Origin of the sequence: Yersinia sp. FDAARGOS_228 (assembly GCF_002073315.2) — a bacterium.
Classification (GTDB): domain Bacteria; phylum Pseudomonadota; class Gammaproteobacteria; order Enterobacterales; family Enterobacteriaceae; genus Yersinia; species Yersinia intermedia.
Window position 1 is genome coordinate 1,681,058 of record NZ_CP020409.2, and the last position, 12,956, is coordinate 1,694,013.

Here is a 12,956-nt window from a genome sequence, read left to right on the forward strand (position 1 = left end):
TTTTTTAGTTTTTAAGCGAGTTGATCTGTTACTTTTGTAAATTAGCCTCTTGTTACCAATTGCTTACCTTTGCGGGTTAATCTGAATCTCACCAACCCCACACATCGGCTTCACATCTCTTACACTGCTGCCGTGCAGATAATTCATCACCCGTTATCATTAATGTGTACCCGAATGATTCGGCAATAATGCATAAAGGAAGATAACGGATGAAACTGAAATATTTAACGTTGCCAGCGATGCTTTTTACCAGCAGTGTGCTGGCTGCGGGCGTTACGGTGACCATGAACGAAGCACTCCCTGAAGGTAATGGCAAGGCTCTGGGCACGGTGACAGTGACTGAAACGCCTTATGGTTTACTGTTCACGCCTCATTTGACCGGGTTGGTGGCGGGGATACATGGGTTCCATCTGCATGAAAACCCAAGTTGTGCTCCAGGGCAGAAAGACGGTAAACCCGTGCCAGCACTTGCTGCCGGCGGCCATTTTGATCCACAAAAAACGGCCGTACACCTTGGGCCTTATAATGATAAAGGGCATCTGGGGGATTTGCCGGGGCTGGTTGTGAATGCTGATGGCAGCGCGACTTATCAGGTATTAGCTCCACGCCTGAAATCACTCTCTGAACTGAAACAGCATGCCTTGATGATTCATGCCGGTGGTGATAACTATGCCGATCATCCAATGCCGCTAGGCGGTGGCGGTGCGCGTATGGCTTGTGGCGTGATTGAGTAACACTCTGATACCAGCCAAACTGGCAGCCCCTTTTTCGGGCAATTGCCTTGCCAGTTTGGTCACAGCCAGAGAATCTGCGATAATCGCTCATTGACCTTAATGACGATGAGATACAGATGCGGTACCCGATTAATGAGATGTTCCAAACCTTGCAAGGCGAGGGTTACTTCACCGGTGTACCGGCGATCTTTGTGCGCTTGCAGGGCTGCCCGGTAGGTTGTAGCTGGTGTGATACCAAACACACTTGGGAAAAGGAAGCCGATCGGGAAGTCGATATGCAGCGCATTATGGTTAAAACCGCAGAAAGTGATGCCTGGGGGGAGGCCAGCGCACAGCAGCTATTAGATATTTTCTCTCAGCAGGGATATACCGCACGCCACGTTGTCATCACTGGTGGAGAACCCGCTATTTACGACTTGTTCCCCTTAACCTCATTGTTGGAGCAGGCCGGTTATAGCTGCCAGATTGAAACCAGCGGCACGCATGATGTCCGGAGTTCAGCGACGACGTGGGTGACGGTTTCGCCAAAAGTGAATATGCGTGGTGGTCTGAAAGTATTGCCTCAAGCATTGCAACGCGCCGATGAGATTAAACATCCGGTTGGCCGCATGCGGGATATCGAGGCATTAGAGGTGCTACTTGCCACGCTAGATGACGACAAAAAGCGGATTATTGCGCTACAACCCATCAGCCAGAAAGACGACGCCACCAAGCTCTGTATAGAAACCTGCATTGCCAAGAATTGGCGGCTGTCGATGCAGACGCATAAGTATTTAAATATCGCTTAATCCCCTTCGTCCTTGTCGCCGCAGCGGTGTTGCGGCGTTCATTACTCGGCCCGTCCATGGGCCTCACCCTGCGGGCCAGCGCATGCTGCCTTGCTGCAAGATCAATGACTTTGGGGAGCGATTTATTCGCCGCGATAAACGCAGCCCGCAGAACAGGTCTCTTTCACCATCACTGCGCTCAGTTCTGGTAGCTGCGGTTTAAGCTGTTGCCAAATCCAACTGGCCAGCACTTCACTGGTCGGGTTTTCCAAACCAGGAATATCATTCAGATAGTAGTGATCCAGTCGTTCCCAAATAGGTTTAAATGCTGCTTTCAGATCAGCAAAATCCATCACCCAGCCGGAGTGAGCATCCACTTCACCGGTAACCTCGATACGGACCATAAATGAATGACCGTGCAAACGGCCACATTTATGGCCTTCCGCAACATGGGGCAGCCGGTGAGCGGCTTCAAATTGAAAATCTTTAAATAGAGTGGTGCTCATAGTCCTGACCTTATTGACTCAAAAAACCGCCGCATAGTACCGGAAAGCACCGCTACTGGCTATGAAAGCGCATCAAGGGGAGCGCTTATTGGCCCCTGCCAACCCAGCTTCTTACTCGTAGCTTACTGATTTATATGCAGACGTAGTAAATTAACGGTTTGGCCTGGGCGGATGAAAATTTTCTTAATAAGTTGAACACTTTAACTCATATCCATTACCTGAAAAACCGCTTAGTCGTTTTGGTTATTTATTATTTCCATCGCTTCTTTAATTGTTATTATCGGGATGGTTAACCTTACAAACATTAAGAAATCTGTGCTGAAAATAGATCGGCTGACACTGGCTAAAGCTAAAGGGAATGCGTACTGCAATGACGACTCAGGTTCCTCCTACTTCTTTACTTCCGCTATCGCCGGAGCAGTTAGCCCGCTTACAGGCGGCGGTTGGTGAGTTTTCCCCAACCCAAATGGCATGGTTGTCCGGTTATTTCTGGGGCATGGTTAATCAACAGCCAGGTGCGGCTGCAACCCCAGCGGCGGCGCTTTCGCCAGCGCTGACGATAACTCTGATATCTGCCTCTCAAACAGGGAATGCACGCCGCTTGGCGGAACAGCTACGCGATGACCTTCTGGCGGCTAAACTTAATGTCAATTTAGTCAATGCAGGTGATTATAAGTTTAAGCAAATTGCACAAGAACGCCTGTTAATTGTAGTTGCCTCCACTCAGGGCGAAGGTGAACCTGCGGAAGAAGCGGTTGCATTACACAAATTTCTATTCTCAAAAAAAGCCCCTAAATTGCTGGAAACCACCTTTGCTGTGTTTGGGCTAGGGGATACGTCTTACGAACATTTTTGCCAAGCGGGTAAAGATTTCGACAGCAAATTGGCGGAACTTGGTGCTCAGCGGTTATTGGATCGTGTCGATGCGGATGTGGAATATCAGGAATCGGCACAACAGTGGCGTCAGCAAATCGTTGCAGTGTTACAGGCACGGGTGCCTGCACAATCGGCAACTGCGGCGGCAGTAACACAAAGTGGTGCCGTGGATGAAATAACGTCCAGCCCATACAGCAAAACGGCACCACTGACTGCACAATTATCGGTGCAGCAAAAAGTGACAGGCCGTAACTCCGAAAAAGATGTTCGCCACATTGAAATAGATTTAGCTGATTCAGGTCTGCGTTACCAACCCGGTGATGCTCTGGGGGTCTGGTTTGATAACGACCCGGCACTGGTAGACGAGTTGCTCGCCCTGTTGTGGCTTAAAGGCGATGAACAAGTCAGTGTCGACGGGCAGAATCTGCCACTGGCACAGGCATTGCGCAGCCATTTTGAACTGACGCAAAACACCACGCTGATCGTTGATAAGTATGCGGCACTTTCCCGTGATGAGAAGCTGATTGCGTTGCTGGCAGATAAACCGGCGCTGCAACAATATGCCAAAAATACCCCGATCGTTGATATGGTCAGACAGGCGCCATCTGATCTCAATGCTGATCAGTTGATTGCGCTGTTACGGCCACTGACGCCGCGCCTGTACTCCATTGCGTCCTCACAGGCTGAGACTGAAAATGAAGTACATATCACCGTGGGTGTGGTGCGCTATGACATTGATGGGCGGCCACGTACCGGAGGGGCATCAGGGTATTTGGCTGATCGGCTGGAAGTGGAAGGTGATATTCGTGTCTTTATCGAACATAACGATAACTTCCGCTTGCCTGCTAACCCGGAAACGCCAGTGATCATGATTGGTCCCGGTACCGGTATTGCGCCTTTCCGCGCCTTTATGCAACAGCGTGAGGCTGATGGTGCCAGTGGCAAGAATTGGTTGTTCTTTGGTAACCCCCATTTCACCGAGGATTTTCTCTATCAGGTTGAATGGCAGCGCTATGTTAAAGAAGGCTTGCTGACCCGCATTGATCTGGCTTGGTCGCGCGATCAGGCCCATAAAATATACGTACAAGACAAACTGCGTGCACAGGGCGCAGAACTGTGGAACTGGATACAACAAGGTGCCCACATTTACGTCTGTGGCGATGCTAACCGCATGGCCAAAGACGTTGAGCAAGTTTTACTGGACGTGGTGGCTGAGCACGGTGCAATGGATACCGAGCAGGCTGATGAATATTTAAGTGAGCTGCGCCTGGCGCGCCGTTATCAGCGGGATGTGTACTGATGAATGAAAAACACCCAGGGCCATTAGTCGTTGCCGGAAAACTCTCTGATGGCGAGCGTATGAAGTCGGAAAGTAATTTCCTGCGTGGGACCATTGCCAAAGACTTGAATGACGGTCTAACGGGTGGTTTCAATGGCGACAACTTCCTGTTGATCCGCTTCCACGGCATGTACCAGCAGGATGACCGCGATATTCGTGCTGAACGCGCCGAACAGAAGCTGGAACCGCGTCATGCCATGATGCTACGTTGCCGCTTGCCGGGGGGGATTATTACCCCACAGCAATGGTTGGGAATTGATAAGTTTGCGGCGGATAACACCTTATACGGCAGCATCCGTATCACCAACCGCCAGACATTCCAGTTCCATGGCATTTTGAAAGGCAATGTTAAACCGGCTCATCAGTTGCTTAATCAATTGGGGCTGGATGCGTTGGCGACGGCAAACGATGTAAACCGTAATGTACTGTGTACGTCGAACCCCGTGGAGTCAGTGTTACATCAGGAAGCCTACGAATGGGCGAAAAAGATTTCTGAGCATTTGCTGCCGCGTACTCGTGCTTATGCCGAAATTTGGTTGGATGCGGAAAAAGTGGCGACCACCGATGAAGAGCCGATTCTCGGAGCAACCTATTTACCGCGTAAATTTAAAACCACAGTTGTTATTCCGCCGCAAAATGATGTGGATCTACACGCCAATGACCTCAACTTTGTGGCTGTTGCTGATAAAGGCAAACTGATTGGCTTTAACGTGTTGGTCGGCGGTGGGCTATCTATTGCTCATGGTGATAAGAATACCTATCCCCGTAAAGCGAGTGAATTTGGCTACATTCCGCTACAGCACACGCTGGCTATCGCTGAAGCGGTTGTTACCACTCAACGTGATTGGGGTAATCGTACCGATCGCAAAAATGCTAAAACCAAATATACGCTGGAGCGAGTAGGGGTAGAAACCTTCAAAGCGGAAGTTGAAAAGCGCGCAGGCGTCAGTTTCAGTGCTATTAAGCCTTATCAATTTACCGGTCGTGGTGATCGCGTCGGCTGGGTGAAAGGCATTGATAAGAAATGGCATCTAACCCTGTTTATCGAAAATGGTCGTTTGCTAGATTACCCCGGTCGTAGCCTGAAAACCGGTGTGGCAGAAATTGCTAAAATCCATCAGGGTGATTTCCGCTTAACTGCGAATCAGAACCTGATTGTGGCAGGGGTGCCGGAAAAAGATAAAGCCCGTATTGAAGCGTTGGCCCGTGAGCATGGCTTGATGGATGACAGTGTCAGCCCGCAGCGTGAGAACTCCATGGCGTGTGTTTCATTCCCAACCTGTCCACTGGCAATGGCAGAAGCGGAGCGCTTCCTGCCGGAGTTTGTGACCCGAGTTGAGGGTATTTTGCAGCGCCACGGTATTGCTGATGAACATATCGTTCTGCGAGTGACTGGCTGCCCGAACGGTTGTGGCCGTGCTTTACTGGCAGAAGTAGGGCTGGTGGGTAAAGCCGTTGGTCGTTATAACCTGCATCTGGGTGGCAACCGGGAAGGCACGCGGATACCGCGGATGTATCGTGAAAATATCACCGAAGATGAGATTTTATCGATTACTGATCTGTTGGTTGGGCGCTGGGCAAAAGAGCGCCATGCTGATGAAGGTTTCGGTGACTTTGTGATTCGCGTTGGTGTGATTGCCCCAGTGATTGATTCAGCCCGTGATTTTTATGACGTACAGGAGGCGGTGTGAGCCAATTTAACTTGAGTGAACTTAATGCCCTGCCGAAAGCGGAACAAGCGGCGGCACTGGCATTGGTTAACGGTCAACTTGAGCATTTTACCGCGCAAGAGCGGGTGAGCTGGGCATTGGAAAATCTACCGGCCGAATTTGTGCTTTCTTCCAGCTTTGGTATTCAGGCCGCCGTTTGTTTGCATCTTGTTACACGGCAATGCCCTGATATTCCGGTCATTCTCACTGATACCGGTTACTTATTCCCAGAAACCTATCAGTTTATTGATGACTTGACCGAGAAGCTTCAGCTTAACTTGCAGGTATTTCGTGCCCCACATAGCCCGGCTTGGCAGGAAGCCCGTTACGGCAAACTGTGGGAGCAGGGCGTCGAGGGTATTGAACGTTACAATGATCTGAACAAAGTGGAACCCATGAATCGGGCACTGGAGACTCTGGGCGCTCAAACGTGGTTTGCTGGTCTTCGCCGTGAACAATCAGGCAGCCGGGCGCAGCTACCGGTGTTAGCCATTCAGCGCGGTGTCTTCAAGTTGCTACCGATTATCGATTGGGATAATCGGCAGATTTACCAATATCTGACCCAAAATGGCCTGAGCTATCACCCTCTTTGGGAACAGGGTTACTTATCGGTTGGGGATACTCATACCACCCGTAAATGGGAACCGGGAATGAGCGAAGAGGAAACTCGCTTCTTTGGTTTGAAACGCGAATGCGGCCTGCATGAAGGCTGAGGCTAATATCAACGCTATTTATAGCCCTGTGAGTGTTACAGCTCAGTGAGTGAAAAGTAGACCGCCCCCGATGGGCGCTCCGGCGATTGATGCGTAACGCCTGCGCGCAACAGCACGCTCCCCCTTCATTTGATTTTATCAGTGGTCAGAGGGCGCTACCTGCGCCCTCATTTTTATTATCTATTAGCTGATGATTCTCTCACGCGCTAATTCAGCCAGAAATTGGCTACGGTTCTTATAACCCCGGTGTGTGGCGATAAACTTATCAATGGCGGTCAGCAGATTTTGCGACATAGTCAGATTGAATTTGACTGACTTACTTTCATATTTGGCCGGATCAATCTCAACAAACCCCAAAATCCCCCCTTCTTCTTTTAACCGGGGATCCCCAATGTAACGTTGTGGATCTTTCGGAGGCGTGGGTAATGGAAAACCTTCATCCATCAGTGCTTCAATATGAACAGCAAAGGCTTCTTCGGCATTTTTACTGATATCGGCAAAGGTATTGCCAGCAAAGAAACAACCGTCAAGATCGGGAAAATATCCATCGAATCCTTCAGTGGTACTGAAAATAAAAATAGGGTAGATCATGGTTAACTCCCTAAGCGTTTATACCCGCCATGATTCAAACCATATGTGTGGAGGCGGCTCCCTGCGATTTATCGCCCTGGTGACTTCACACCTTCCAGCAACTTGAATGATTTAGGGTATGCGGCTTTGTTTAAATCAATTTAATTCCGGCAATCTGCTGAGCCTGCCGCAGAACACCTTTGGATGTATCCTTGCGCGGATGGGGCAGCGTAATGATCTTGCGTACACCCGGTTTGCACATCGTGACATGGCTACCGCCATTGGTTTTTTTACAACCCCTGATTTGCCAGCCCGTATCCTGCAATCGCTTTATTAATTCGCCACTCTCCATGTGACCTCCTGGTGAGTCGCTGGTGGGTATCATACCTACCAGCGAGATTGAGTCAATTAATTATGGGTACCATACCCACCAAGAGTTATACGTGAAAAGCACGAAAAAGGGCGATCATAATGATCACCCTGACGTTGAATTTATTGGTTTTTATCGGTGTTTTGCGCGAAGTTACGCAAAGCCCATATTATTTTTTATCGGCAGCGAGCGCTTGTATCAGGGGCAACAATATTTTCACACTATCGTGTGAACGTTTACTAATACGACCCGGTAAGTACTTATCCAGATAATTTAAGTTATCTAGCTGGCTTTGATGTCGGGTGATACCTTGAGGAAAGTGGCTACTGATGGCCCGTTGCTGACAACCATCTTTGTTACCCAAGCTATAGTTGCTTGCTTCAACAGATAACACCGGTAATCCGGCGCTATAAAAGATATTTTTATCCGCCCTACAGGGAGAGGTAATTTGGTTTTTTACTGTGGTGGCGGTGATACCATACCGACGTGCCAGTGTGAGTGCCTGATCTCTTGCTGCAATGGCTGAAGGCTGGTTACTGGCATTAAAATAGAGCCGGTCACCGGTAATCAGGCTATCTAAGTTGATCACCAGCAGTGTGTTGGCTTTCTCCGTTTTACTCATTCGTTGTAGATAGTTCTCGGCACCTTGTGCACCTATCTCCTCGGCGCTGAGTGCCACAAAACGCAAATCATAGCGTAGCGGTGTGTTTTTCAGTTGTTCAGCCAGTTCCAGCATAACGCCGACACCGGCGGCATTGTCATCAACACCTTGTAGCGTCAGCCCACCCAGATTTTTATCTAAATCTTTATCACTTTGCGGTGTGTAGGTATCAAAGTGCGCCATGATAATTATCTGTTTCTGGTCATCCGCATTGCCAGTCGCCAGTTTTTTACCGAGTGTTGTTATGTTGCGAGCGGCAATCACCGAGGTAGCACTCAGTGTTCGCCAGCTTTGTTTGCCATTTTTACTGGTATACAGATAACGGGTATTAAAACCCCGCAGGTTACTTTGATAACCCATCTGCTGAAAACGGTGGTTGATATACTCACCAGCCAGTAATTCTGCCGGGCTACCCGCCATACGGCCGGGAAAGTAGGTGCTGATATGGCGGATGTGTTGTTCAGCGATTCGACCAACGGGCTGAGTCGTAGCGGCATGCAACGGTAAGACGGTACTGAAACACAGGGTGAATAGTGCCCACTTTAGGCGACGGCGGGAAAACATACCGAAATATCCTTGTTATAGTCTGGGCCATGCCTCGCAGCATGGACAATACAGCTCTTTCCGGTGCTTAGTATGAAACTGTCTACACCAATAGACAATTTGTATACTTCCTAAAGTGTAGAAATTTTATGTCAGCAAGTAAGAAAATCGCCCTGAGTGCATATTGGCTAACTTAGCTGCAAGCCATGCTGTTACGCCTATATATCATTATGGAACTTGTAATTACTTTTCGTCATTTCATAAGGCCATGCCCCCCCCCTATAGTCACCCTACGCTTTATCATGTAATTGAAGGACGTTGTGGACTATCTACCTCTATTTGCCGACTTGAAACAGCGCCCAGTATTGGTTGTTGGCGGCGGCGAAGTCGCTGCGCGAAAAATTGATTTACTCCACCGCGCGGGTGCACAGGTGAGGGTAGTGGCACAGGCTCTTTCATCTGAACTTGAACAACAGTCTCAGGATGGCCGGATTAACTGGCTGGCAAAGGTTTTTTTGCCGGAACAGTTGGATGACGTTTTTTTGGTGATTGCTGCCACGAACGATACCGTGCTGAATGCCGCTGTTTTTACCGCCGCTGATCAACGACATCTTTTGGCTAACGTGGTTGATGATCAACCCCGCTGCTCGTTTATCTTCCCGTCGATTGTCGATCGCTCCCCTCTCGTGGTGGCTATCTCCTCTGCCGGTCAAGCGCCGGTGCTGGCGCGGATATTGCGTGAGAAGTTAGAGGCCCTGCTACCTGCCAGTCTGAGTGATATGGCTGCCGTTGCCGGGCGCTGGCGTGGGCGGGTTAAACAGCATATCGCCTCGATGGGCGCGCGCCGTCGCTTTTGGGAAAATGCCTTTAGTGGCCGCTTTGCGAGTCTGATCAGCCGTGGTCAGTTAGCCCAAGCCGAAGATGAATTACAACGGGAACTGGAAGGGCAGCGCAGTACTCAAGGCGAGGTTGCCTTGGTGGGGGCAGGACCTGGTGATCCAGGTTTGCTGACATTACGTGGCCTGCAAGTGATTCAGCAGGCTGATGTGGTGTTGTATGACCATTTAGTTAGCCCGGAAGTGTTGGATCTGGTGCGGCGTGATGCTGAACGTATCTGTGTTGGCAAACGGGCGGGAGCACACTCGGTAGCCCAAGAAGAAACCAATCAATTAATTGTCTCGCTGGCGCAGCAGGGGAAACGGGTAGTGCGGCTGAAAGGGGGGGATCCGTTTATCTTTGGCCGTGGCGGTGAAGAACTGCAAATGGTGGCGCGTGCGGGTATCGCGTTTCAGGTGGTGCCGGGAGTGACGGCAGCGAGCGGGGCGACAGCTTATGCGGGTATCCCCCTGACACACCGTGACCATGCTCAGAGCGTAACTTTTATTACCGGGCATTGCCGCGCCGATGGCGATGATTTGGATTGGCAGGCACTGGCCAGAGGCCGCCAGACTTTAGCGATATATATGGGAACGGTGAAAGCCGCTGAGATTAGCCGTCAGCTCATAACCCATGGTCGGGCAAGTACTACCCCCGTAGCCGTTATTGGCCGGGGCACTTGTGCAGACCAACAGGTTCTGACGGGCACTCTGGCACAACTTGAATCATTAGCACATCAGGCACCGACCCCAGCACTGCTGGTTATCGGTGAAGTGGTGAATTTACATCACCAAATAGCCTGGTTCGGGCAACAACCGCAGACTGAACAGGCTATCAGCCCGTCAGTCGTGAATTTGGCATAAAGGATCTGTTATGGACGAAAAACGACTCACTCATTTGCGGCAATTGGAGGCGGAGAGTATCCATATCATCCGTGAAGTGGCCGCTGAATTCGGTAATCCGGTGATGCTTTATTCTATCGGTAAGGATTCCTCTGTGATGCTGCATTTGGCGCGCAAGGCCTTCTTCCCCGGTAATTTGCCATTCCCGTTATTGCATGTAGATACCGGTTGGAAATTTCGCGAGATGTATGAATTCCGCGACCGTACCGCTAAAGCATTTGGCTGCGAGTTACTGGTTCACCGCAACCCGGAAGGGGTGGCGATGGGCATTAATCCGTTTGTTCACGGCAGTGCCAAACACACCGATATCATGAAAACCGAAGGCTTGAAGCAAGCACTGAACAAATACGGTTTTGATGCTGCATTTGGTGGCGCACGGCGTGACGAAGAGAAATCCCGCGCCAAAGAGCGTATTTATTCGTTCCGTGACCGCTTCCATCGCTGGGATCCAAAAAATCAGCGCCCGGAACTGTGGCACAACTACAACGGCCAAATTAACAAAGGTGAAAGTATCCGCGTGTTCCCGCTGTCCAACTGGACTGAGCTGGATATTTGGCAATATATCTTCTTGGAAAAAATCGACATTGTTCCACTGTATCTGGCAAAGCCTCGTCCGGTGGTTGAGCGTGATGGCATGTTACTGATGGTGGATGATGACCGGATTGATTTACAACCGGGTGAGGTCATTACTCAGAAGATGGTGCGTTTTCGCACCTTGGGCTGCTGGCCATTGACTGGCGCGGTAGAGTCCGAGGCTGAAACCTTACCTGCCATCATTGAAGAGATGCTTATCTCTACCACCAGTGAGCGTCAGGGGCGAATGATCGACCGTGACCAATCCGGCTCGATGGAGCTTAAAAAGCGTCAGGGATACTTCTGAGGAGCGCCCAATGAGCACGAAATTACAAAACCAGTCCGTTGTCGATGAGCAGCCAGTTTCAGAGAACAAATCGATGATTTTACAAAATACTTCTATCGCCCAGCAGATTGCCAACGAGGGGGGAGTAGAAGCGTACCTGCATGCCCAACAGCATAAAACGATGTTGCGTTTTCTGACCTGCGGCAGTGTGGATGACGGTAAGAGCACCCTGATTGGGCGTTTACTGCATGATACCCGCCAAATCTACGAAGACCAGTTATCAACGTTGCACACCGACAGTAAGCGTATTGGCACCCAGGGTGAAAAACTGGATCTGGCGCTGTTGGTTGATGGCTTGCAGGCCGAGCGTGAGCAGGGCATCACTATTGATGTGGCTTATCGCTATTTCTCAACCGAGAAACGTAAATTTATCATCGCAGATACGCCAGGGCATGAACAATACACCCGCAATATGGCGACCGGGGCTTCTACCTGCGATCTGGCGATTTTGTTGATCGATGCCCGCAAAGGGGTGTTGGATCAAACTCGCCGTCACAGCTTTATCACTACGTTGCTGGGGATCCGCCATTTGGTGGTGGCGGTGAATAAGATGGATCTGGTGGGCTATCAGGAAAGTGTCTTCGAACAATTTAAAGAAGATTACCTGAGTTTTGCCGAGCAGCTACCGACGGATCTCGATATCAAATTTGTCCCTCTATCTGCGCTGGATGGCGATAATGTGGCATCGCCGAGCGAGAAAATGAATTGGTATTCCGGCCCGACACTATTGGAAGTGCTGGAAAGTGTTGATGTGGTCAATGCCAGCCGTCAGCAGCCGCTGCGCTTCCCGGTGCAGTACGTCAACCGGCCAAACCTGGATTTTCGTGGTTATTCTGGCACGCTGTCTGCTGGCGTGGTGCGCGTTGGGCAAAGAGTAAAAGTACTGCCGTCCGGTGTGGAGTCAAATGTGGCACGCATTGTTACTTTTGATGGTGACTTGGAGCAAGCCATCCCCGGCGAAGCCATAACCTTGGTATTGACTGATGAAGTGGATATCAGCCGTGGCGATTTATTGGTTGATGCCAGTGAGACCTTAACAGCGGCGCAAAATGCGCTGGTGGATGTGGTGTGGATGGCGGAGCAGCCTTTGGTCGCGGGCCAAAGTTATGACATCAAAGTGGCGGGGAAAAAGACCCGTGCGCGGGTGGAAAATATTCAATATCAGGTGGAAATAAACTCATTGACCCAGCGGGTAGTCGAAAGCCTACCACTTAATGGCATTGGTTTGGTTGAACTGGCATTCGATGAACCGCTGGTGCTCGACAGTTATCAACGCAATCGGGATACCGGTGGCATGATCTTTATTGATCGGCTGACTAATGTCACGGTTGGCGCGGGGCTAATCCGTGAAACGTTGGCATCGGTTTACCAGGAAACGACTGAATTCAGTACATTTGAGTTAGAGCTGAATGCTTTGGTTCGCCGCCACTTCCCACATTGGGGCGCACGCGATCTGTTAGGAGGTAAATAA

Annotated in this window: 12 protein-coding genes; 8 read left to right on the plus strand and 4 right to left on the minus strand. The window is 50.2% G+C overall.

Annotated elements, in window-relative coordinates; genetic code table 11:
• Nucleotides 1-209 precede the first annotated feature (209 nt).
• Nucleotides 210-734: a superoxide dismutase family protein gene (sodC, locus tag A6J67_RS07630; RefSeq protein WP_005181596.1), complete on the plus strand. Its 525-nt coding sequence runs from the start codon at nucleotides 210-212 to the stop codon at nucleotides 732-734.
• Between the two features lie 116 nt (nucleotides 735-850).
• On the plus strand, nucleotides 851-1,522 hold the full coding sequence (gene queE, locus A6J67_RS07635; RefSeq protein ID WP_080608113.1) for a 7-carboxy-7-deazaguanine synthase QueE: 672 nt from the start codon (nucleotides 851-853) through the stop codon (nucleotides 1,520-1,522).
• Nucleotides 1,523-1,644: 122 nt separating this feature from the next.
• Here queE and queD read toward each other — a convergent pair whose 3' ends face one another.
• On the minus strand, nucleotides 1,645-2,007 hold the full coding sequence (queD, locus tag A6J67_RS07640) for a 6-carboxytetrahydropterin synthase QueD (protein WP_005181601.1): 363 nt from the start codon (nucleotides 2,005-2,007) through the stop codon (nucleotides 1,645-1,647).
• A gap of 370 nt (nucleotides 2,008-2,377) precedes the next feature.
• On the opposite strand from queD, the gene cysJ reads away from it, so the two are divergent.
• Genes cysJ through A6J67_RS07655 form a run of 3 tightly spaced genes read left to right on the plus strand, consistent with a single transcriptional unit; the run spans nucleotide 2,378 to nucleotide 6,644 of the window.
• Nucleotides 2,378-4,183, plus strand: a complete 1,806-nt coding sequence (gene cysJ, locus A6J67_RS07645; RefSeq protein WP_080608114.1) for an NADPH-dependent assimilatory sulfite reductase flavoprotein subunit — start codon at nucleotides 2,378-2,380, stop codon at nucleotides 4,181-4,183.
• Nucleotides 4,183-5,913 (plus strand): assimilatory sulfite reductase (NADPH) hemoprotein subunit, encoded by a 1,731-nt coding sequence (gene cysI / locus A6J67_RS07650; RefSeq protein ID WP_050072547.1) that lies wholly within the window; start codon nucleotides 4,183-4,185, stop codon nucleotides 5,911-5,913. Before cysJ ends, cysI begins: the two co-directional genes overlap by 1 nt.
• On the plus strand, nucleotides 5,910-6,644 hold the full coding sequence (locus tag A6J67_RS07655; protein WP_042568537.1) for a phosphoadenylyl-sulfate reductase: 735 nt from the start codon (nucleotides 5,910-5,912) through the stop codon (nucleotides 6,642-6,644). Before cysI ends, A6J67_RS07655 begins: the two co-directional genes overlap by 4 nt.
• A 183-nt stretch (nucleotides 6,645-6,827) precedes the next feature.
• Here the strand turns inward: A6J67_RS07655 and A6J67_RS07660 are convergent, their stop codons facing one another.
• The 3 genes from A6J67_RS07660 to A6J67_RS07675 form a co-directional block, all read right to left on the minus strand.
• Complete coding sequence (locus A6J67_RS07660; RefSeq protein WP_050072548.1) at nucleotides 6,828-7,235, minus strand: type II toxin-antitoxin system HicB family antitoxin; 408 nt, start codon at nucleotides 7,233-7,235, stop codon at nucleotides 6,828-6,830.
• 130 nt (nucleotides 7,236-7,365) lie between these two features.
• A complete protein-coding gene (locus A6J67_RS07665) occupies nucleotides 7,366-7,566 on the minus strand; it encodes a type II toxin-antitoxin system HicA family toxin (protein WP_005181624.1) in 201 nt (66 codons plus the stop codon).
• Nucleotides 7,567-7,753: 187 nt separating this feature from the next.
• Nucleotides 7,754-8,809, minus strand: coding sequence for an aminopeptidase (locus tag A6J67_RS07675; RefSeq protein WP_005181628.1), 1,056 nt, complete (start codon nucleotides 8,807-8,809; stop codon nucleotides 7,754-7,756).
• 299 nt (nucleotides 8,810-9,108) lie between these two features.
• Here A6J67_RS07675 and cysG point away from each other — a divergent pair, with 299 nt between their 5' ends.
• Genes cysG through cysN form a run of 3 tightly spaced genes read left to right on the plus strand, consistent with a single transcriptional unit; the run spans nucleotide 9,109 to nucleotide 12,956 of the window.
• Complete coding sequence (gene cysG / locus A6J67_RS07680; protein WP_005181629.1) at nucleotides 9,109-10,527, plus strand: siroheme synthase CysG; 1,419 nt, start codon at nucleotides 9,109-9,111, stop codon at nucleotides 10,525-10,527.
• Between the two features lie 10 nt (nucleotides 10,528-10,537).
• Entirely contained in the window at nucleotides 10,538-11,446 is a 909-nt protein-coding gene (gene cysD / locus A6J67_RS07685) for a sulfate adenylyltransferase subunit CysD (RefSeq protein ID WP_004706274.1), read from the plus strand.
• Nucleotides 11,447-11,456: 10 nt separating this feature from the next.
• Complete coding sequence (cysN, locus tag A6J67_RS07690) at nucleotides 11,457-12,956, plus strand: sulfate adenylyltransferase subunit CysN (RefSeq protein WP_192945364.1); 1,500 nt, start codon at nucleotides 11,457-11,459, stop codon at nucleotides 12,954-12,956.